This window comes from Aeromonas sp. FDAARGOS 1402 (assembly GCF_019046925.1).
In the GTDB taxonomy this organism is placed as follows: Bacteria; Pseudomonadota; Gammaproteobacteria; order Enterobacterales; family Aeromonadaceae; genus Aeromonas; species Aeromonas caviae.
This window is the reverse complement of record NZ_CP077201.1, coordinates 2,584,222-2,606,021: the sequence shown is the minus strand read 5'-3', so window position 1 is coordinate 2,606,021 and position 21,800 is coordinate 2,584,222. Positions and strand designations below refer to the sequence as shown.

The window sequence follows — 21,800 nt, the reverse complement described above, 5'->3', positions numbered from 1 at the left end:
GATTGCGGGTACAGACAGGGGCACCTGTTCAGTGCCCCTCTTTTATTTTCTTGTTATCAGAAGGTCAGACCGGGAGACAGCTGATCCGGCATAGCAGCCTTGCTGTCTTCGACGGAGGCGACCGGGTAAGCACAGTAGTCGGCGGCATAGTAGGCGCTCGCTCTGTGGTTGCCGGAGGCACCGATGCCGCCGAAGGGGGCGGCACTGGAGGCGCCGGTAATGGGCTTGTTCCAGTTGACGATACCGGCACGGATGCGCTTGAAGAAGTGGTTCCAGTCCGCTTCGTTGTCACCGAGCAGGCCGGCCGAGAGACCGAAACTGGTAGCGTTCGCCTTCTCGATGGCCGCATCGAAGTCGTCGTAGCGAATGAGCTGCAGCAGCGGGCCGAAGTACTCTTCATCCGGCAGCGCACTGACCGCGGTCACGTCTATGATGCCCGGGGAGACAAAGCCGGTGCCCGCTTCCAGGTGCTTGAGGGCAAGCAGGCTTTCACCACCGAGGCGCTGCAGGTTGGCTTGCGCCTCGACCATGCCGAGTGCGGCCTTCTCGCTGATCATGGCGCCCATGAACGGCTGCTCGGCGGCGTCATAGAGGCCGACCTTGATCTGGCCGACCACCTCCACCAGGCGCTTGACCAGGGCATCGCCCCGCTCGCCGCGCTCGACAAACAGACGGCGCGAGCAGGTGCAACGCTGGCCGGAGGTAATGAAGGCGGACTGCACGATGGCATGGACGGCGCCGTCGACGTCGCTCACATCTTTCACGATCAGCGGGTTGTTGCCCCCCATCTCCAGTGCCAGGATCTTGCCCGGCTGGCCGGCAAACTGCTGATGCAGGAAGTGGCCGGTACGGGAGGAGCCGGTGAAGAAGAGGCCGTCGATGTCCGGGTTGCCGGCCAGCGCCTTGCCGGTGTCGACCTCCCCCTGCACCAGGTTGAGCACCCCCTTGGGCAGCCCCGCCTCCTGCCAGATCTTCAGCATGGCCTCGGCCACCATGGGGGTCAGCTCTGAAGGCTTGAACACCACTGCGTTACCCGCGATAAGCGCAGGCACTATGTGACCGTTGGGCAGGTGGCCCGGGAAGTTGTAGGGGCCGAACACGGCCACGACGCCATGGGGCTTGTGGCGCACGAACGCCTTGGCGCCCGGCATGGGGTTTTCCACCGTACCGGTACGCTCCTCATGGGCGCGGATGGAGATGGCAATCTTGCCCTGCATGGCCGCCACTTCAGTGCGGGTCTCCCACAGGGGCTTGCCGGTTTCACGGGCGATGGTCAGGGCCAGCGCCTCCTTGTGCTCGCCGAGCAGGTCGGCATAGCGGCGCACGATGGCAAGGCGCTCTTCAAGGGCCAGATCGGACCAATGGTAGAAGGCCGTGCGGGCCGCCTTGACGGCCGCATCCACCTGGGACTGGCTTGCCGCCTCACCACGCCAGATCACCTCGTTTTTGGCCGGGTCGATGGATTCGAACGGCTTGCCTTCACCGGCCAGCCACTGGCCATCGATACACTGGACTAAAGACATCATCAATTCACTCCCTGTGGGTACGCAGGCCACCTCGGCAGCCTGTCTCAATGCTGTGCTGCGGGGCGGGTCAATCCAGATCGACGACGCGCACCATGTCGCCATTTTCCACCTTGAGGGCGGCCGCCATCTTGGGCGGAATGATGGCTTCGTGCTTGTCCAGATCGACCCGGATGTTGCCGTAGCAGGCGCGGTATTGCTCGAACCTGGTGTTGCAGATGAGGTAGGTATGGCCGCCGATGGGCTCACCCACCAGCACCGCCAGCTTCTGGCTGCGGCGCACGCTGCGAATGTTCTTCACCTCGCATTCGACGGTGGGGCCGGCGTCGAAGATGTCGACATAACCGCGATTCACGAACCCCTCATCCTGCAGCATCTTGAGGGCAGGCCGGGTCTTTTCGTGGGTCTTGCCGATGACGGCGCGCGCCTCGTTGCTCAGCAGATTGACGTAGATGGGGTACTTGGGCATCAGCTCGGCGATGAAGCGCTTCTTGCCGATGCCAGTCAGATAGTCGACGGTGGGAAAATCCATCGAGAAGAAATGTTTTTGCAACCACTCGTAGAAGGGGCTGTGGCCGTTGCCATCGGAGACACCACGCATCTCGGCAAAGACGGTACTGTCAAACAGCTCGGGGTGTTCGGCCATGAACAGGAAACGGTGCTTGGAGAGCAGACGGCCGTTGAGCCCCTCGCGGGCGCATTCACGCAGAAACAGGGTGCAGAGCTCGGAATTGCCGGTGTAGTCGTTGGAGAGGGTGAGGGTTTCCACGACATTGTAGATGCCGAGCTTGGGAGAGGAGTGCACCACCTTGCCGATGTGATAGTTGTAGAACGCCTGGGACAGGCCGACCGCCGCGTCGATGGCGCAGGTACCGACCATCTCCCCGGTCTCCAGATCCTCGGCCACGAAGAAATAGAGGCACTCGCCCTTGCCGGCGGGCTTGTCCAGGAAGGTCTGGGTCGAGGCATCGATCTTGCGTTGCAGCAGCTCGTCGTTGACCGGCAAGGATGTCATGCCGGTGCCGGATTCGATGGCACAGGTCTTGAGGCCGGCGAAGTCGCGCTGCTCGATAGGACGGATAACCAACATAAATGACAACTCCCTTTCATTGACGACAGGTGGGGTCCCGGCTCCTGCCGGGAGGGCTCCCCACCTCAATTTGGATCAGGCGTTGACCACCTGAGCGACCGCTTTCTCGAACCGGGCCAGCCCTTCCTTGATGTCCGCTTCCGGGATCACCAGGGAGGGAGCAAAACGCACCACGTTGGTACCGGCAACCAGCGCCATCAGACCCTGATCGATGGAGGCGAGCAGGAAGTCGCGGGAGCGGCCCTTGAAGTCATCGTTGAGCACGGCGCCCAGCAGCAGGCCCTTGCCGCGCACTTCGCTGAAGCAGTGGTACTTGGCGTTGATGGCTTCCAGCCCTTCGCGGAACAGCTGCTCGCGCTGCTTGATGCCGCTCAGCACTGCCGGGGTGTTGACCACGTCGATCACCGCCTCGGCCACGGCACACGCCAGCGGGTTGCCGCCGTAGGTGGAGCCGTGAGTGCCCACTTTCAGGTGGGAGGCGATCTCGGTGGTGGTCAGCATGGCCCCGATGGGGAAGCCACCGCCCAGCGCCTTGGCGCTGGTGAGGATGTCCGGGGTGATGCCCAGACCCATATAGGCAAACAGCTCGCCGGTACGACCGACACCGGATTGCACCTCGTCATAAACCAGCAGGGCGTTGTGCTTGTCGCACAGCTCGCGCACCCCCTTGGCAAACTCGTCGGTGGGGCTGATGATGCCACCCTCGCCCTGCAGCGGCTCCATCACCACGGCGCAGGTGTTGTCGGAGATGACGGCAGCCAGCTCCTCCAGGTTGTTGTAGGCGACGTGGGTGATGTCGGCAGGCTTGGGACCGAAGCCATCGGAGTAGGCAGCCTGGCCGCCGACGCTGACGGTAAAGAAGGTACGGCCGTGGAAGCCCTGGTGGAAGGCGATGATCTGGGTCTTGTGGGCCCCGAACTTCTCGATGGCGTAGCGGCGGGCCAGCTTGAGGGCCGCTTCGTTCGCTTCGGCGCCGGAGTTGCAGAAATAGACCTTCTCGGCGAAGGTGGCGGCGACCAGTTTCTTGGCCAGGCGCAGGGCCGGCTCGTTGGTCATCACGTTGGAGAGGTGCCACAGCTTCTCACCCTGGGATTTCAGGGCCTCGACCAGTTTGGGATGGCAATGGCCCAGGCCATTGACCGCGATCCCGCCCGCGAAATCCACATACTCGCGGCCTTCCTGATCCCAGACACGTGACCCCTCGCCGCGCACCGGGATGATTTTGGCCGGCGCATAGTTGGGAACCATCACTTCATCAAACACTTCACGTGTCACTGCCAACAACTCTGACATATTGCTCTCCTGCTATCTCGCGGCAGAATAATCCACCGCCCAAAAGTTAAATCCGTGTAAACGTGGCGGAATTATCACAGAAAAAAAGTAAAAAGTCTGTAACTTAACCGCCTATAAGGAACAATGTTCGATTGCCTTTGAGATTTTAGGCAACCGCATTGCATAACGGCTCAGGGGGTGTTGGCAAGAGATAATTTGGACAGGGAGGAGGGTGAATAAAGTCTCAGGGAAATTTTTTTTTGCCTCATGACGGTTTTGAGACAGACATCGCAATTTTTTCAGGAAACGGCCAAAAAGTTGGCCAGCAACTGGTGCCCCTGTTCGCTCAGAATACTCTCCGGATGGAACTGCACTCCCTCCAGCGCCAGCGTTTTATGCCGCAGCCCCATGATCTCGTCCTGGCTGCCGTCGGCATGTTCGCTCCAGGCGGTGACCTCAAAACAGTCGGGGAGCGACGCCGCCTCCACCACCAGTGAATGATAGCGGGTCACCCGTAGCGGGTTGTTGAGCCCCTTGAACACCCCCTCCCCTTTGTGACGGATGAGAGATGTCTTGCCGTGCATCACCTGACGGGCACGCACCACCCGGGCACCAAAGGCCTGTGCCAGGGACTGATGGCCGAGACAGACGCCGAGGATGGGGATCTCGCCGGCAAAACGGGAGATGGCGGCCAAAGAGATGCCCGCCTCGTTTGGCGTGCAGGGGCCGGGAGAGATCACCAGATGGCGGGGGGCAAGCCGGGCTATCTCCTCCAGGCTCAGCTCATCGTTGCGCCTGACCACCACCTCTTGCCCCAGGGCGCCGAAGTATTGCACCAGGTTCCAGGTAAAAGAGTCGTAGTTGTCGATGAGTAGCAGCATGCAAACACCCTGGGAATAAGACAGAGACGGTGATCGGACAGCCCGTTGCGAGGGCGGGCAGACAAACGCCGCGCATTCTGGCATGTCTCATTGCGTTAATAAACCGGCGATCACCTCACCTGCCGTGCAGTCTGTCCGCTCTTCAATGGCGATCCAGGCCTGTCGACCCCACCCGGCGGTGGGCCTGTCCCCGATCGGGCAGCATCAGCCGCTCCATGTCAGGATGGCAAGGTAAAAGAGACGGGAGGCGACCGGGAAAAGGGCACAGGTCGTGACAGGCAGATGGGAAGGAGTCACCTTGGCAAGGGCTGACAACAGACCTCAGCGGTCCAGATAACGGCCCTGTTCCAGTTCCCGTTCCCGCTGGCACTCGGCCAGATAGATGGCAGCCGCGATGGCCGGGGTCTTGTGGTGCTTGTCGATGGCGTTGGAGACCATCAACTGCAAGGTATTGAGGCTCTTGGCCTTGCGAAACTTGCGCAGCCAGTGACCCTTGTCACCCAACTCTTCACTCAGGGTTTGTGATTCGACAGACATGCTTTCTCTTGGGGCAAAGCCCGTGTTTGACATTGGGGAGGTTGCGACAAACCGGAAGGTGTAAAACAAAGAAAGCCAGGCATCCACCCAGCTCTCTTCTACTACACCTTCCCAGTATGTCAGGCTCGAGGAACGAAGCCGACGACATCATATACGCTGATCAGGGTTTTTTCAGCCCTTTCACGCGCCTTTTGTGCGCCAGCCGCCAAAATGGCCTGCAGATGGGCCTCATCCTGACGCAGCTCGCGGAAGCGCGCCTGGATGGGTTCCAGCAAGGCGACCACGGCATCGGCCGTTTCACTCTTGAGGTGGCCGTACATCTTGCCTTCGAAGTGCTGCTCCAACTCCGGGATGGAGCGGCCGGTCACACCGGACATCAGGGTCAGCAGATTGGAAACCCCCGGCTTGTTTTCGGGATCGAAACGCACCACGGCCGGTTCGTCGGAGTCGGTCATCGCCCGCTTGATCTTCTTGACGATCTGCTTGGGATCTTCCAGCAAGCCGATGAAGTTGGCCTCGTTGTCGTCGGACTTGGACATCTTCTTGGTCGGGTCCTGCAGGCTCATCACCCGGGCCCCTTCGGTCGGAATGAAAGGTTCCGGCAGGGTGAAGACTTCGCCATAGAGGTTGTTGAAGCGGGTGCAGATGTCGCGGGTCAGCTCCAGATGCTGCTTCTGGTCATTGCCAACCGGCACCTGATTGGCCTGATAAAGCAGAATGTCGGCTGCCATCAGCACCGGATAACCGAACAGGCCGACGTTGACGTTGTTCTCGAAACGGGCGGACTTGTCCTTGAACTGGGTCATGCGCGACAGCTCGCCCATCTGGGTGTAGCAGTTCAGGATCCAGCCGAGCTCGGCGTGCTGGGGCACGTGGGACTGGATGAAGACGGTGCTCTTGGCCGGATCGATCCCCACCGCCAGATAGAGGGCGGCGGCGTCCAGGCACGCCTTGCGCAAGGCGGCCGGATCCTGGCGGGTGGTGATGGCGTGCAGATCGACGATGCAATAGAGGCAATCGAAGTCATCCTGCATGCTGACCCACTGACGCAGGGCTCCCATGTAGTTGCCGATGGTCAGCTGGCCCGAGGGTTGGGCACCGCTCAATACGATTGGTTTAGTCATCAGAGTAGTAATCCTTGTTATCCGCCAGCCCGGTCTGGATCAGACCAGCAGGGCGTCGAGTTCGGCAAACTGCTCGCAAACCCAGTCGGGGCGGGAGTCTGCGATAGGGCGGCCATAGTTGTAGCCATAGGTGAGCCCCACCACCTTCATACCGGCGGCCTGGGCGGCCAGCACGTCATTTTCGGAATCCCCCACCATCAGGGTGCGGGACGGGCTGACACCCAGCTCGTGGCAGGCGTGCAACAGCGGCTCCGGGCTCGGTTTCTTGACGGGTACGCAGTTGCCCCCTAGCCAGAGTGCGAAACAGTCGCTGATGCCGAGGGCCTCCAGAATGGGCTGCACGAAGTGACTCGGTTTGTTGGTCACTACGGCCTGCTGGTAACCCAGCCCCTGCAGACGGCGCAGGCTCCGGGCCACTCCGTCATACATGGCCAGGCCTTCCAGCAGACAGGCCTGATAGTGACGGTCGAACAGGGGGCGGGCCTTGGCAAACTGCTCCGGGGCGTCGCGGTAATCGAGAGCCCGCTGGATCAGCTTGTCGGCGCCGTTGCCGACCCAGGTACGCACCACGGACTCGTCGGCCTCGGCCAACCCCAGCTCCGCCAGGGTACGGTTGACCGCCAGCGCCAGTTGCGGGGCGCTGTCAATCAGGGTGCCATCCAGATCGAACAGCACCAGGTCAAAGGGGCGATCAGCGACGGACATGGGCAAGCTCCGCGCGCATCTGGTCGATCACTGCCTTGTAATCCGGCTTGCCGAAGATGGCAGAGCCCGCCACGAACATGTCGGCACCCGCCTCGGCAATCTCGCGAATGTTGTCGACCTTGACCCCGCCATCGATTTCCAGGCGAATGTCGCGGCCGCTCTCGTCGATCAGGCGGCGCACCTGGCGCAGCTTGTCGAGGGTGCCGGGGATGAAGCTTTGACCGCCAAAGCCCGGGTTGACCGACATCAGCAGGATCACGTCCAGCTTGTCCATCACGTACTCCAGGCAGGTGAGCGGGGTCGCGGGGTTCAGCACCAGACCAGCCTGGCAACCCTGCTCCTTGATGAGGCCCAGGGTGCGATCCACGTGATCGGAGGCTTCCGGGTGGAAGGTGATCAGGCTGGCACCGGCCTTGGCAAAATCAGGCACGATGCGATCCACCGGCTTGACCATCAGGTGCACGTCGATGAGCGCTTCGATGCCGTAATCGCGCAGCGCCTGACAGACCATGGGGCCTATGGTCAGGTTGGGGACATAATGGTTGTCCATTACATCGAAATGGACCACGTCGGCCCCGGCGGCCAGCACCTTGGCCACATCCTCACCCAGACGGGCAAAGTCGGCGGAGAGGATAGAGGGGGCAATCAGAAAGTCTTTCATCAGCGTCATCCATTGGCAGCGTGGCAGAAAAAACGGCGCAATTTTATCGCAAAAGGGCGATGAAAACGACCCGCATCTACAGAACACGCCGCTCCGGCACCATGGCTGGCACACGATGCCAGGCGCGGCTCACGGAATGCCAGCGGCAGCATCAGAAATGACAACGGCCCCCTCAGGGACCGTTGTTCACTCAGCCGACGGCAACCAGCTCCGCCTCACCGGGATAATAGCCCTGTTCGGGCTCGATGCCGGGGGGATAGAGCGCCAGCAGCTCGGCCACCTTGTTGCGACCACCGCCGTTGCGGCTGATGGTGCGCTTGACCAGGATCTCGTCGAGCCGGGCGCCACGATAGAGCTCGCGGGTCAACTCGATGTCATGGTTGCTGATGAGCACGGGCACCCCTTTATGGGCGGCGGTGTGGCGAGCCAGCCTGGCCAGCAGCGCCTGATCGTCCAGGGTGAAACCGCCTGCCGAATAGGTGGTGAAACTTGCCGTGGTGGAGAGGGGGGCATAGGGCGGATCGCAGTAGATCACCCAGTCTTCCTCTGCACGGGCCATGGCGTCGGCATAGCTTTCGCAGATGAACGTCGCCTTCTGCGCCTTCTCGGCAAACGCCCACAGCTCTTTCTCCGGGAAGTAGGGTTTCTTGTAGGAACCGAAGGGAACGTTGAACCCCCCCTTCTTGTTGTAACGGCACAAGCCGTTGAAACCATGGCGATTCAAAAACAGGAACAACTGAGCCCGTTCAAACCCGGCCGCGGTCTGGTTGAACTGGGTACGCAGCCGATAATAGGCGGTCTTGTGGTTGTGCTCGGCCACGAACAGCTTGCGGGCCTCGCTGATGAAGCTGTCCGGCTGCTGCTTGAGGTGGTTGTAGAGGCCAATGAGATCCGGATTGATGTCGTTGAGCACATAGGCGTCGTAATCCGTGTTGAGAAACACGGATCCCGCCCCGACGAAGGGCTCCAGCAACACACGCCCGGCCGGCAAACGCTCGGCGATCTCTTCGACCAGGGAGTATTTTCCCCCGGCCCATTTTAAAAACGCGCGTGTTTTTTTCATGGAAGTCCGGTGTTGACAAGGCTATGCCCAAAAAAGGGGGGTGATTCTACCCCCTTCTTCGGGTGGCTGGCTATTGCTTCAATTCTTTTTGTATCTGGGCGAATGACTTGGGCCAGGGTTGTCCCTTGAGCAAGGCAGGTGACAGCTTGCGAATGGCCGCCTTGGCCTGGGCACTGCTGGCGTAGTCTCCCTGCACCACTACATACCAGGGACTGCCACGGAAGCGGGTCTTGTAGACCCACACCTTGCCCGCCAAGCCATGCTCGGCCACAAAGCTGTCTACCGCCTTGGTGTTGCTCGCCCCCATCAACTGGATGCTGTAGTGATTCTTCGGCTTCTTGTTGAGAGTCGCCACCGGCGTCAACGCCACCTTGGCCGCTGGGGCTGCGACCGGCGCTGTCTGCGCGCCACTGGCCGGTTGAGCCTCTGTCCGGGCCGGGACACTGTTCGGGGCCGGATTCTTGACCTGGGCCGTCGTTCCGGTCGGGACCGCACGGGAACCGCTCCCCACCAGCTCATCCACCACGGCCGTGGGCAAGGCGCCGCTGACGTTCGGCTGGTTCATCAATTTCTCGACCACTTCGTCGGAGATGACGACCCGGCGCCCCTCATAGTTGGTTGACTCCGTGGTGACCGTCTCGCTTTCGACCTTCTTGGGCAAGGGCTTGGCATCGGACTGCCAATCGCGGGCAACCTGATTCCCTGACGGGATGGCAGCGGCGCCACTGTTCGCCTGAGTACTCAAGGCCCCGCTCGCCGCACCGACGTTCACAGGATCGCTTGAGACGGGATCGGGCAACGCCATCCCCTGGGACGGAGCCTGGGCGGGGTCCTGGCCTGCACTGTCGAACAGGGACAGATAGCTCAGGGCCAGCAACCCGCCCGCCACCAGGGCAAGCACGATCGCTATCTTCTTGACGGGCAACTCGGCCTGACGTTTCTTGGGCCTTCTGTCGGTCATGGTATCCTCCAGTAACTGCATGATGGCTGACGGATGTCCGCCCGCCCCATTCAGGATCTCTTCCACTTTCGGCTTGGGCAAGAGGGCTGTCGGGATCTTGAGCTCTTTGGCCTTCTCATACAAGAAGATACGTTGCTCAGGAGCGCTCAGTGGCGCGACTTCCAGCTCGAGGGCTGGCATGGCTCGTCCCTTGAGGAGCGCCTTCTGGTTGCGACACCAGGCGTCATCACCCGAGAGCAGGATGGCCAGTTTATGAGGAGATGCCAGGGTATCGTTGTGACGACAGAGCGCCCACAACTCCCCCACCAGCTCGGCAGGCAAGGTATCGGCACGTTCGATGATGAGCAGCAGTCTGGCAGGCTTGTCACCCACCATGCGAAAGAAGCTGTCCGCCAGGGCATCCTGCGCGTTGAACAGGGGACGTGCCACCACCTGCTGCAACAGCAACTGGCGCACATCCGCCATCTTCATGGACGGGCTGCCGATGAGGCTGGCCACCCGCACCGCATCGGGCAGTTGGGCAAGCAGCGACTCGCACAGTGTGCCACGGCCACTGCCTGGCTTGCCGGAGAGAAAAACAAAGGGGTGGTTGAACTCGATCAGGTGCAGCAGCCGGTCAACCAACTGCCGCTGAGAAGGCAGTTTGAGCAATTTATTAGTGGTCACGACCAGACTCGATCACCGCCATCAATTGCTCGTCTGTCACATCGGCCACGACCTGGGCCTGTCCGATCCCGATCGGCAGCACCAGCCTCAGTTTGCCTTCCAGCACCTTCTTGTCACGGCGCATATGGCGAATGAAGGCGGCAAAATCCATATCGGACGGTGCCTTGACCGGCAAATCGGCGGCCAACAGCAGATCGCGGACTCGTGCCACCTCTTGCGCCGTCATGTCGCCACGGGCCAGGGCCGTCTCGGCCGCCAGCATGGTTCCCGCCGCCACGGCTTCACCGTGCAGCCAGTTGCCATAACCCTTCTCCGCCTCGATGGCATGGCCGAAGGTGTGTCCCAGGTTCAGCAAGGCGCGCACGCCGTGCTCGGTCTCGTCCTGACCGACCACATCGGCCTTGATCTCGCAGCAGCGGCGAATGGCATAGGAGAGTGCATCACCGTCGAGGCGCTGCAGGCGGGTCATGTTGGTTTCAAGCCAGGAGAAGAAGGCGGCATCCCAGATGATGCCGTATTTGATCACCTCGGCCATGCCAGCGGCAAATTCCCGGGCAGGCAGGGTCTTGAGGCAGTCGGTATCGATGATCACATGCTTGGGCTGATAGAAGGCACCCACCATGTTCTTGCCGAGGGGATGGTTGACGGCGGTCTTGCCGCCGACGGAAGAGTCAACCTGGGAGAGCAGCGTGGTAGGCACCTGAATAAACGGAATGCCTCGTTGGTAGCTTGCCGCAGCAAAGCCGACAACATCGCCTATCACACCGCCCCCCAGAGCGATCAGAGTGGTATCACGACCATGACTGGTTTCCAGCAGAGCAGACATGATCCGCTCGAAGGTCGCCAGGGTTTTGTAGGCCTCGCCATCGGGCAGGATCAGGTGTTCCACCTGAAAACCGGACAGCAACTGAATGATCTGTTCAAGATACAGGGGCGCGACCACGGTATTGGTCACTATCATGACCCGCTTGCCCTTGATCGTCTGCGCCAGTACCTCGGGGCGTTGCAGCAGACCGGCAGCTATCTCTATCGGGTAGCTGCGTTCACCCAGTTCGACCTTCAACCTTTCCATGGACGTCCTCTAATGAATTACATACCAATCAACTTGACGATTTGATTAGCGACAACTTTGGCACTCTGGTCATCCGTCTGGATGACAAAATCGGCAACCTCTTCGTACAGGGCGTTGCGCTCTTGCGCAAGACGCTCAAGCACTTCACGGGGCGGCTCTTCGGTTTGCAGCAAGGGACGACGCTTGTCTCTCTGGGTTCGCGCCAATTGCTTTTCAATGGTGGTTTCGAGGTAGACCACGATGCCGCGTGCGGAGAGTTTGTTGCGGGTTTCACGGCTCTTGATGGCACCGCCACCCGTTGCCAGCACGATACCCTGCTGTTCGGCGAGCTCACCGATCACCTTCTCTTCGCGGATCCGGAAGCCTTCTTCGCCTTCAACATCGAACACCCAGCCGATATCGGCACCACTGCGGCGCTCAATCTCATGATCTGAGTCGAAAAACTCCATGTGCAGTTGTTCTGCCAGATGTCTACCTATGGTGCTCTTGCCCGCACCCATGGGACCTATCAGGAAAATATTGCGTTTCTCAGCCATGTCTTTTCGTTAGTAATTACAAACTGTATGGCCCCGGTAAACACTCGACCGGGGTACCTATGAACCTTATCTTGCGTTGGATCAGGAGGGGGATTATCTCAGTAGAAACCAGGACTGGCAACCGCAGCCCTTACGCCCCAGCCTCATCGGGGCGTAAGGTTATATGTGTTTTACTCTCACAAGTAAAGTTTTCAGAGGGCGTCGGTCACTATCCTCGGGGTCACGAAGATCAGCAGTTCACGCTTCTTGTTTTCACTGGTGGTTTTCTTGAACAGATAGCCCAACCCGGGGATATCCCCCAGCAGCGGCACCTTACTGACATCGCTCTTGATGGTCTGTTGATAGATGCCGCCAAGCACCAGAGTTTCACCGTTGTTGACCAACACCTGGGTGGTGATGGACTGGGCGTTGATGGACACCGCATCCCCGGTTCCGGTCGGCACGGTTTCCCCCTTGGTATCCTGAGTCACGGTCAAGTCCAGGATCACCCTGTTGTCCGGGGTGATCTGCGGCGTGACCTTGAGGCTCAGTACCGCCTTCTTAAAGGTGACCGAGGTCGCCCCGCTGGAAGAGGACTCCACATAGGGGATCTCGGTCCCCTGCTCGATCAGGGCCGGCTTCTGGTTGGCCGTGGTGACACGCGGACTGGCGATGATCTCGGCCTTGCTCTCCTTTTCCAGAGCCGAGAGCTCAAGATCCAAAAGGGTGCCATTGGCAAGACGGGCAACCTGGAACGCCAGCGTGCCGGCCGCGTTGGTCACCGGCAGGTTGACGTTGAGTCTGTCTTCTACGTTGGGGCGAGTGATGGTGGAACTGCCATCATTGTTTCCGGCGCCATCATTACCCTCTATGGTGCCCGAGGTGCCGTTGCCATGACCGTCTGTCTTGGTCACCCCCCAGCGCACCCCCAGAGCCTCATCGAAACCATCATCAATGGTCACCATGCGCGCCTCGATCACCACCTGCTTGACCGGGATATCGAGGATATCCAGCATCCGCTTGACGTTGCTGATGACATCCGCCGTGTCCTTGACCACCAGCACGTTGGTACGTTCATCCACGCTGACCGCCCCTCTGGGGGAGAGCAGCTTGGTACTCTCGGAGGAGAGCAGGGCCGCCACTTCCGATGCCTTGGCATAGTTGATCTGCAGATACTCGGTGTAGAGGGGAGCGAGATCCGCCACCTGGTTGCGGCTCTCCATCTGCTGTTTCTCGCGAGCGGCAATCTCGTCCGCCGGCGCCACCAGCAGGATGTTGTTGTCCAGCCGTTTGTCCAGCCCTCTGACCTTGAGGATGATGTCCAGCGCCTGCTCCCAGGGCACGCCATCGAGACGCAGCGTGATGTTGCCGGAGACCGAGTCCGTGGTCACCAGATTCAGATTGTTGAAATCGGCGATGATCTGCAGCACGGTACGAACAGGAATATCCTGGAAGTTCAATGAGATGGGCTTGCCTTGGTACTGCTTCGCTGCCGTGGTGGCCACCCGTTTTTTCACCTCGATGATGAACATCTTGTCGGCCTGATCGTAACGGTAGTCAAATTGGCCGTTCACCGAGAGCTCGAACAGGGTGTCATTGCCCTGGCGGAACACCTCCACTTGGGAGACCGGGGTAGCAAAGTCCTGCACATTGATGAGGTTGAGCTGATCATCAGGCACCCGGGTACCGTGGAACTTGGCCAGCACTTTCTGACCACGGCTGCTGACATCCACCGCCGCCGAACTGTTGTCCAGCGTCACGAGGAATTCCCCCTGCCCCTCCTTGCCACGGCGAAAATCCACGCCCTTGACCGAGTTGAAGTAGGCGCCACCCATGTTTGCCTGAGGCACGGACAACACCGGCTTGCCGGGGGCAACGGGCGAAGGAGCCACAGTAGGTGTGGAAGCCATGGCCGGCTGAGCCTGATACTGGGACTGGTTCTGGGCAACTCGCTGGGTGTCAATCAGCGCAGATTGGGTCACCGGCTGGCTTCTGACGAGCGCAGACTGGCTGGCTGCAACAGGCGCCGCCGAGGAAGCGACCGGCTGCCCTGCCTTGTCTCCCAGCGCCACCAGCAATTTATTGCCCTGCTGATGGACCTGATAGGGGGTGAGCTGATCGAGGGCGATCTTGATGTCGAGCCCCTGCCCCTTCCCCTCCACCAGGAGGTTGTTCACCCCTTGCTGCTTGATGGGCAGGGGATTGACCGTCAGGGCACCGATGGCCCCGGGTACGTGCAGCAGAAGCTGATTGGGTTCATAGGTCAACCTGTCCGTAAAACCGCTGACCGGTTCGCTGAAGCTGAGCTCCAGCAGGAGTTGATCGGCCAGCAGGGGATTCACCTTGACCTCCTGCAACGCGGGTACTGCCCACACCTGAGTGCATCCGCCCAGCCACAGCAGCGCCACACCGGTCATCCTTCTTATTGTTGTTCTCATCTCTGCTCATCCCTGATCATAGTTTTGCGTCGAGATTGGCCATGGCCAGCTGGGTTTCTCGGGTGACCCAGCATCCTTTGCCATCCGGTACCGTCTCCATCAAGTCAACATGCGTGTTCGTTATCTTGATGACCCTGCCCTGATCCAGCCCCATGTGCTGGTTGAGCCCGACGCGCACGGCTTGCCCGTCCGGGGTTTTGATCAATGCCCACAACTGCCCCTGCTTGCCGATGGAGCCTTTCATGCTCAGGCTGGCAAGCGAGTAGCGTTCCAGCACCTCCTTTTCCCGATTGGCCACTATCTGGGCACAGTCCGGCTTGGCCTTGGCATCCAGCCTGGAACTGGTTTCCGGCTGGGGTGCAATGAACGGACTACGCTGATCGCTGCGTTGATAGACCATGGGAGAGAAGGGCTTTATCTCCGGCAAAGATTCGATCGGTACCGGCTTTCTGGCCTTGGTCTGTTTGACATACTCATCCATGTCCTCCTGTCCCCCACAGGCCGTCAACAGCAGCGCCGACAAGAGAAGTACGCCCGCTCTCATGCTCATGGCTTTTTCTCCACGGTTTTGCCGTTGTACTTGTAGGTCTTGGCCTGCATGGACATACCGATCAGCTCACCCCCCTTCCCCTGGCTGAGCTGGAAAGAATCCAGGATCACGATGCGCGGCAAAGCAGCCATGTCCGCCGTGAACTTGCCAAGTTCGTGATAGGTGCCCACGACCTCGATGCGCATGGGCAGCTCGGTGGAGAACTCGTGTTTCACCTCTGGCTCCCAGTTGATCCTGTTCAATGTCAAACCGTTGTCGGTGGCAATGAAGCTGATGTCATCCAGCAAACCGGCGACTTCGTGGGTGTTGGGCAGCTGTTTGAGCTGGGTGTCGACCAGATGTTCCAGCTGGACCATCTGCTTTCTGTATGCTTCCAGGTTCGCGGCCAGCATGGCCTTGCTCTCGAATTGTCCCTTGAGCTCGGTCTCTTTTGCGGCTTCACGACCCAGAGCGGCCAGGGAATTGGCAATCACGTAGTAATAGAGTGCCCCGCCAAGCAGAGCACAGCAGAAGAAGACAAAGATGCCCTTGGCGATCGGCGGCCAGCGGGCAATGTCATTGAGATCCAGGTCGTTGAGTTGTTGCAGGTTCATTTTTGCCCCTTAGCCGCGTTGGGTAGCGCCGTGGCAATCTGGAACATCATGGAGAACTGGCTCAGGGCGATGGGGGCCACCTCGGCCGTGAAAATGGTGCTGAGCTGGGATTGTGTCAGCCAGCCGGAACCGTCGATTCGGCGCATCATGCTGGCAACCCTGCCATAGGCTTCGGTCTTTCCCTTCACGTCTATCTTGTTGTTTTGCAGAGCAAGGCTATCAAGATACACCCCGTTGGGGACCAGCACCGGCAGCTGATTGAACAGACGCACAGGGATGTTGCGGCGCATCTGCAACTGCTCGATGAGTTGCATGCGGTCAATCAACTCCTTGCGCCGCTCCTTGAGAAGCCTGATCTCCCCAAGCTGGGTGTCCAGGGTTGCCATCTCCTGCTGCAACCGCTGATTGCGCTGCTGCTGGTAGCCGATCTGCTGCTGCACCAGCCAGTCTGCGGCAAAGGCGATGGCTGCCGTCCCCGCCAGGAACAGACCGAACAGGATACCGAATTGTTTCTTCTGACGCTGCGCCCGAGCCTGCCGCCAGGGTAGAAGGTTTATATTTGACATGGTGTGAAGCTCCTCAGTGCCAGCCCGAGCGCCGTCATGTACTTGGCCCCATGAGTCAGCCCCCCCTCTCCCTGCGGCTTGCCAAAGAGTGCAAAGGGATCGGGGTGCAGCACCTCGCAGTTGAGCTCGCTGCCGATTTGTCCGGCCAGCCCCGGCAACAGGCTCCCCCCTCCGGTCAACACCAGCCTGGAGAACTCCTTGTTCCCCGAAGAGCTGCAAAACAGCTGCACGTTGCGCCGTATCTGCAACACCAGGGTGCTGAGATGAGGCAACAGGACATCCACCTCATGATCCGCAGGCAAGGAGCCCTGGAGCTTGGCCAGTTCCGCTTCTTCCATACTCATGCTGTAAAAAGAGGCCAATGCCTGGCTGTATTGATCACCACCAAAATTCTGCAACCGAGAATAGATGACCTGGCCCCGTAGCAGGGCGGCGAAAGTCAGGGCGCTGGCACCGATGTCGACGATGCCAACCGGTTTCTCCGAGGTTTGCAGGTCGGGCAGGCAAGCCAGCACGGCGCGTCCGAGCGCATGGGCCCCCACATCCACCACCATGGTCGTCATGCCTGCCTCCGTCAGGGCACTGACCCGGCCACTGACGCTCTCGGTCCGCGCGGCACTGAGCAGGACCTCCTGACGCCCGTTGTCGCCCGCCATGCCGAGGATTTCAAAATCCAGGCTCACTTCATCAAGGGGAAAGGGGATGAGCTGCTCAGCCTCCAGGTGAACCTGGTTCTCCAGCTCGCTCTCGTTGATGTTGGTATCGACCTGAATGATCTTGGTGATGACGTTGGAACCGGTCACGGCCGTGGCCACGTTCTGGCAATCCCCTTGCACGAGCCGCTTGAGCGACTTGAGGGACTGACTGACCCGTTCAATGTCCTGAAGTTGATAGTCGACCAGCGTTCCTCTTGGCATGGGGATCTCGGCAACCGAGCCGAGGTGCACCTTGCCGGGACGTCCGCTGATGGTGACGGCCTTGATGGTTTGACTGCCAAAATCAATGCCCGCCATGGAGACGAGGGATCCCTTACTTAATAGCCCAAACATATACACATCCATGCGTTATTGGGTTTTCGGACTTATTGTAGGACAGCGCGTCATGATGTGACGGCTTAACTCAATATAATGCTCTATCTATCAATGTCATAAAGTTTGTGTCAAAAGTTGACGCCCCTCTCCTTTCGGCCTTGATTGCGGCCCCCTTGGTAATTGTGCCCTGGAGTGCTACCCTCCCGCCTCTTCTCGGGGTCGCCTGTTTGCGGACAGGAAAACCTCGAATCCGCGAGGGTAAAAAGGCTATACTCTGCGCCCGTTGGCTAATTTTAAGACGATTGGTAGTTCTTCCATGCTGAAATGGCTCGTTCGCCTGTTTATTGTCATGATGCTGGGTGCTGTGCTGGGCGTTGCCAGCCTCATCGGCATCTACTTCTACATCAAGCCCCAGTTGCCGGACGTCAGCGCCCTGCGCGATGTCAAACTGGCTACCCCCATGAAGGTCTACAGCCGGGACGGGGAATTGATCTCCCAGTTTGGCGAAATTCGTCGCATCCCCCTGCGGCTGGACGAAATTCCCCAGTCCATGATCGATGCCGTACTCGCCACCGAAGATGCCCGCTTCTATGAGCACCCGGGCATTGACCCCATCGGCATCATCCGTGCCGCCACCGTCTGGGCCGTCTCCGGCCAGGCGCGTCAGGGCGCCAGTACCATTACCCAGCAGGTGGCCCGCAACTTCTTCCTGAGCAACGAGAAGACTCTTGTACGCAAGATCAAGGAAGTGTTCCTCGCCTGGCGCATCGAGCAGAACCTCTCCAAGGACGAGATCCTCACCCTCTATCTCAACAAGATCCCCCTCGGCTACCGGGCATTCGGGGTCGGCGCGGCCGCCCAGGTCTACTTCGGCAAGGAGGTCAAGGATCTGACCCTGGACGAGATCGCCATCATCGCGGGTCTCCCCAAGGCCCCCTCCATGCTGAACCCGATCCGCTCCCCGGAGCGCGCCTTCGCTCGCCGCAACGTGGTACTGGGTCGCATGCTGGAAACCGGCAAGATCACCCAGGCCCAGTATGACGAAGCCTCCAAGATGCCGGTCAAGGCCCGTTTTCACGGTGCCGAAACTACGCTGAACGCCCCTTATCTGAGCGAGATGGTACGCCAGAAGATGGTGGAGCAGTTTGGTGAAGATGCCTACACCATGGGGCTGCACGTCTACACCACCGTCACCGCCAAGCGTCAGCGCGCCGCCCATCAAGCGCTGCTGGACGGTGTCTTCGACTACGACACCCGCCACGGCTACCGTGGCCCGACCGCCTTGCTGTGGAAAGCCGGTGAAACGGCCTGGGACTACGAGCAGATCATGGCCCATCTGGCCAAGCAGCCGACCTATCAGCCCCTGATGGCCGCCGTGGTCACCCAGCTCGGCGACAAGAGCGCCACCCTGGTGCTCAAGAATGGCAAACAGGCCGAACTGGGCTGGAATGGCATCAAGTGGGCGCGCGCCTTCATCACCGACGATCGCCAGGGTTTTGCCCCGAAATCGGCGCGGGATGTACTCAAAGTCGGCGCCCAGATCTGGGTCAGGGAGAAAGGGGAAGAGTTGCTGCTCTCCCAGATCCCCGACGTCAACGCCGCCCTGGTGGCCATGAACCCGCAAGACGGCGCCATCGAGGCCCTGGTCGGCGGCTTCAGCTTCGAGCTCTCCAAGTTCAACCGGGTCGATCAGGCCCGTCGTCAGGTCGGCTCCAACATCAAGCCTTTCCTCTATGCCACCGCGCTGGAGCAGGGCTATACCCTGGCGTCCCTCATCAACGATGCACCGATCAACCAGTGGGATCCTGCCAAGGGCCCCATGTGGCAGCCCAAGAACTCGCCCGCCATCTATGAAGGGCCGACCACCTTGCGCCTCGGCCTTGCCAAGTCCAAGAACGTGATGTCGGTCCGCCTGATGCGCGCCATCGGGCTGGATACCTATATCGACGGCCTGACCCGCTTCGGCTTCGCCCGTGATCACATTTCCGCCAACGAATCCCTGGCGCTGGGTGCGGCGGAGTTCACCCCGCTGGAAGTGGTGCGCGGCTACTCGGTGCTGGCCAATGGCGGCTTCCAGGTCACCCCCTACTTCATCACCGAAGTGACCGACAGCTTCGGCACCCCCCTGTTCGAGGCCAACCCGGCCGCCGCCTGCCGCGACTGCGGCGTGCTGGCCGCCGCCGGTCTCGACAGCGCGGATGCCTATGCCAATACCACGGCAGACTGGAAGGCCCAGTGCCCCATCGATCCTGTCGTGCCCAACAACATCGCACCGCAGACCATCAGTGCCCAGAGCGCCTTCCTCATCACCGACACCCTGACCACCGCCATCTGGGGTGGCAATGGCTGGCGTGGTACCGGCTGGCGGGCAGCCCGTGACCTCAAGCGTCACGACATCTCGGGCAAGACGGGGACCACCAACGAATCCCGGGATGCCTGGTTCTCCGGCTATACCCCGAATCTGGTGGCCACCTCCTGGATCGGTTTTGACAACCACCAGCGCGGTCTGGGCCGGGCCGAGTTTGGCGGCGGTGCCGCCCAGCCCATCTGGATTGACTTCATGAAGACGGCTCTGCACCAGGTGCCCGAGCGCAAGATGCCGGTCCCCGAAGGGATCATGCAGGTCCGCATCGATCGTGAAACCGGTCTGCTGACCAATCGCGCCGATGGCAGTACCACGGAGGAGTTCTTCAAGGAGGGCACAGAGCCCACCCGCTACGCGAGCCAGATCTCCGATGGCAACCAGGTGTATGGCGGTGACGATGCGACCACAGACGGTCCCGTCTCCACCGACGACATCTTCTAGGTCCCCCTGGAAACAACAAAAACCGGCGCCCAGGCGCCGGTTTTTGTTTCGGGATGACGAGCGGGCTGCGTCAGCCCAGCAGGGCTTTCATCAGACTCGAGATGCGGGCCGCCAGCTCATTGAAGCAGGGACGGCGCACCGAGTAGTGACGATAGAGCAGGGAGATGGTGCGCCCCGGCACGGGGTTGATCACCGGGCGATAGCTGACGCCCCCCTCCTCCGGGTTGGCGGGCACGGCGAGCCTGGGTACCAGCGTCATGCCGCTGCCGGCGGCGACCATGTTGCGCAAGGTCTCCAGACTGGTGCCCTTGAAGCGCTGATCCTCACCGATGCCCGCGGCAAAACAGAAACCCATCGCCTGATCCCGCAGGCAGTGACCGTCGGCCAGCATCAGCAATTTCTTGCCCTTGAGATTGTGCAGGGGCACCGCCTTGGCGCTCGCCTCCGGGTGATGCTGGGGCACGGCCAGCCACATGGGCTCCTGATAGAGGGGGATGGCGCCAAACCCCTCCATCCCTTCCAGCTCCGCCAGCACAAGGCAATCCAGCTCCCCCTCCTCCAGTCGCTTGAGCAGCACTTGGGTCTGATCTTCGTAGAGGTAGAACTCCAGCTTGGGGAAGTGTTCACGCAGATCCTGGATGATGTGGGGCAGCAGATAGGGGCCCACGGTGGGAATGAAACCGATGTGGATCTCGCCGGACATGGGCTCGGCGAAGTGCTGGCCTATGCTCTTGAGCTCTCGCGCCTCTTTGAGCACCTTGCGCGCCTGACGGGCCATGGCATCGCCGGCGGGCGTGAACAGCACCTTGCGGGAGGTGCGCTCGATGAGGATCACCCCCAGTTCATCTTCCAGCTTGCGCAGCTGCCCACTCAGGGTCGGCTGGCTGACAAAGCAGCGCTCCGCCGCCTTGCGAAAGTGTTTCTCCTCTTCCAGCGCTACCAGATATTCGAGATCGCGAAGGTTCATAGGTACTGCATCCTGCCGTTCAATGAGGCCGATAGCATGCACAAGAACGGTGCGGGGGACAAGGGAGGCGCGCAGACGGGTCTGCCCTCTCCCTCTCCTTTGACAAGCCGCAGGCGATGGGCGAGAGACTCACCCCATCAGGGAGGCGATGTGATCCGCGAATGCCGATGGCTCTCCCAGATAGGAGGAGACAGGCAGCGCAACGACGCGCTCCCCTTGCATCAATCCCAGGGTCGGGAACCCCTGCCCGCCGAGCCGGCGCAGCCACGCCTGGCTTGTGGCCAGATGGCCCACAAGATCGACCCGACCAAAGGCCAGGGCGAATGCCTCCGATGTCAGCCCCTGCTCCAGCGCGAGCGCCGCCAACCGTGTCGGGGAACCGACCCATTCCCCATCCCGGTAGTGGGTCTCCTGGATGCGGTGCAACAAGGCAAGGCCGTCGCCGCCAAGCTCGCTCACCGCCAGAACGGCTCGAATGGGCGGCTCGGAGTCAAGGAGCAGCGACTCGTTGAGCAGGAGCTCGTTGAAGTAGCGCTCACCAAATCGCTGTCCGGTGAGGGCGTGGATGCGCTCGTCATGGGGGCGCACATAGTCCCGCAGGGGCTGGCCCATGGCCTGGCGCCTGGCGCCCATCCAGAGGCCCCCCCCATGCAGTTCGATGCGAAGACCCGGGATCTCGGCAGCGGCTTTCAGCAGGGGGGCGGCGCCATAGCACCAGCCACAGAGGGGGTCATAGACATAATGGAGGGTTGTTTGCGCTTCGTTCATCATCATTCTCG

Annotated in this window: 20 protein-coding genes; 1 reads left to right on the top strand and 19 read right to left on the bottom strand. The window is 60.6% G+C overall.

Annotated features, from left to right (window positions below; all coding sequences use genetic code 11):
- Positions 1-56 precede the first annotated feature (56 nt).
- From astD to tapM, 17 genes are all read right to left on the bottom strand, one after another.
- The gene (gene astD / locus I6L32_RS12475) at positions 57-1,526 is read right to left on the bottom strand and encodes a succinylglutamate-semialdehyde dehydrogenase (protein ID WP_216943955.1); all 1,470 of its coding nucleotides are present in this window, start codon (positions 1,524-1,526) and stop codon (positions 57-59) included.
- A 67-nt stretch (positions 1,527-1,593) separates the two neighbouring features.
- Positions 1,594-2,613: an arginine N-succinyltransferase gene (astA, locus tag I6L32_RS12470; RefSeq protein WP_039039587.1), complete on the bottom strand. Its 1,020-nt coding sequence runs from the start codon at positions 2,611-2,613 to the stop codon at positions 1,594-1,596.
- Between the two features lie 75 nt (positions 2,614-2,688).
- On the bottom strand, positions 2,689-3,906 hold the full coding sequence (locus I6L32_RS12465) for an aspartate aminotransferase family protein (protein WP_039039586.1): 1,218 nt from the start codon (positions 3,904-3,906) through the stop codon (positions 2,689-2,691).
- A 278-nt stretch (positions 3,907-4,184) separates the two neighbouring features.
- Positions 4,185-4,766 (bottom strand): aminodeoxychorismate synthase component II, encoded by a 582-nt coding sequence (locus I6L32_RS12460; protein WP_041215622.1) that lies wholly within the window; start codon positions 4,764-4,766, stop codon positions 4,185-4,187.
- Between the two features lie 321 nt (positions 4,767-5,087).
- A complete protein-coding gene (locus I6L32_RS12455) occupies positions 5,088-5,303 on the bottom strand; it encodes a hypothetical protein (protein WP_010673831.1) in 216 nt (71 codons plus the stop codon).
- Positions 5,304-5,422: 119 nt separating this feature from the next.
- Positions 5,423-6,427, bottom strand: a complete 1,005-nt coding sequence (gene trpS, locus I6L32_RS12450; protein WP_010673830.1) for a tryptophan--tRNA ligase — start codon at positions 6,425-6,427, stop codon at positions 5,423-5,425.
- 39 nt (positions 6,428-6,466) lie between these two features.
- Positions 6,467-7,132 (bottom strand): phosphoglycolate phosphatase, encoded by a 666-nt coding sequence (locus I6L32_RS12445; protein ID WP_010673829.1) that lies wholly within the window; start codon positions 7,130-7,132, stop codon positions 6,467-6,469.
- Positions 7,119-7,793 (bottom strand): ribulose-phosphate 3-epimerase, encoded by a 675-nt coding sequence (gene rpe, locus I6L32_RS12440; protein WP_010673828.1) that lies wholly within the window; start codon positions 7,791-7,793, stop codon positions 7,119-7,121. Before rpe ends, I6L32_RS12445 begins: the two co-directional genes overlap by 14 nt.
- Before the next feature lie 190 nt (positions 7,794-7,983).
- Complete coding sequence (locus I6L32_RS12435) at positions 7,984-8,856, bottom strand: Dam family site-specific DNA-(adenine-N6)-methyltransferase (protein ID WP_029314124.1); 873 nt, start codon at positions 8,854-8,856, stop codon at positions 7,984-7,986.
- Between the two features lie 70 nt (positions 8,857-8,926).
- Complete coding sequence (locus I6L32_RS12430; RefSeq protein WP_216943954.1) at positions 8,927-10,483, bottom strand: SPOR domain-containing protein; 1,557 nt, start codon at positions 10,481-10,483, stop codon at positions 8,927-8,929.
- A complete protein-coding gene (gene aroB / locus I6L32_RS12425; RefSeq protein WP_039039582.1) occupies positions 10,473-11,555 on the bottom strand; it encodes a 3-dehydroquinate synthase in 1,083 nt (360 codons plus the stop codon). Before aroB ends, I6L32_RS12430 begins: the two co-directional genes overlap by 11 nt.
- 17 nt (positions 11,556-11,572) lie before the next feature.
- Positions 11,573-12,091 (bottom strand): shikimate kinase AroK, encoded by a 519-nt coding sequence (gene aroK / locus I6L32_RS12420; protein ID WP_010673824.1) that lies wholly within the window; start codon positions 12,089-12,091, stop codon positions 11,573-11,575.
- A 191-nt stretch (positions 12,092-12,282) separates the two neighbouring features.
- Complete coding sequence (locus I6L32_RS12415; protein ID WP_216943953.1) at positions 12,283-14,508, bottom strand: type IV pilus secretin PilQ; 2,226 nt, start codon at positions 14,506-14,508, stop codon at positions 12,283-12,285.
- A 16-nt stretch (positions 14,509-14,524) separates the two neighbouring features.
- Positions 14,525-15,052, bottom strand: coding sequence for a pilus assembly protein PilP (locus I6L32_RS12410; protein ID WP_029314119.1), 528 nt, complete (start codon positions 15,050-15,052; stop codon positions 14,525-14,527).
- 2 nt (positions 15,053-15,054) lie between these two features.
- The gene (gene tapO, locus I6L32_RS12405) at positions 15,055-15,651 is read right to left on the bottom strand and encodes a PilO family type IV pilus biogenesis protein TapO (RefSeq protein WP_041212566.1); all 597 of its coding nucleotides are present in this window, start codon (positions 15,649-15,651) and stop codon (positions 15,055-15,057) included.
- Complete coding sequence (gene tapN, locus I6L32_RS12400) at positions 15,648-16,217, bottom strand: PilN family type IV pilus biogenesis protein TapN (protein ID WP_010673820.1); 570 nt, start codon at positions 16,215-16,217, stop codon at positions 15,648-15,650. Before tapN ends, tapO begins: the two co-directional genes overlap by 4 nt.
- The gene (gene tapM / locus I6L32_RS12395; protein WP_043155967.1) at positions 16,205-17,266 is read right to left on the bottom strand and encodes a PilM family type IVa pilus assembly protein TapM; all 1,062 of its coding nucleotides are present in this window, start codon (positions 17,264-17,266) and stop codon (positions 16,205-16,207) included. The genes tapN and tapM overlap by 13 nt, the downstream gene beginning before the upstream one ends.
- Before the next feature lie 298 nt (positions 17,267-17,564).
- Here tapM and I6L32_RS12390 point away from each other — a divergent pair, with 298 nt between their 5' ends.
- Entirely contained in the window at positions 17,565-20,054 is a 2,490-nt protein-coding gene (locus I6L32_RS12390) for a penicillin-binding protein 1A (RefSeq protein WP_216943952.1), read from the top strand.
- Between the two features lie 70 nt (positions 20,055-20,124).
- Here I6L32_RS12390 and oxyR read toward each other — a convergent pair whose 3' ends face one another.
- Together oxyR and I6L32_RS12380 are read right to left on the bottom strand one after the other, a co-directional pair.
- Positions 20,125-21,021, bottom strand: a complete 897-nt coding sequence (oxyR, locus tag I6L32_RS12385) for a DNA-binding transcriptional regulator OxyR (protein WP_010673817.1) — start codon at positions 21,019-21,021, stop codon at positions 20,125-20,127.
- A 129-nt stretch (positions 21,022-21,150) separates the two neighbouring features.
- Entirely contained in the window at positions 21,151-21,795 is a 645-nt protein-coding gene (locus I6L32_RS12380) for a DsbA family protein (RefSeq protein ID WP_200164487.1), read from the bottom strand.
- Positions 21,796-21,800 lie beyond the last annotated feature (5 nt).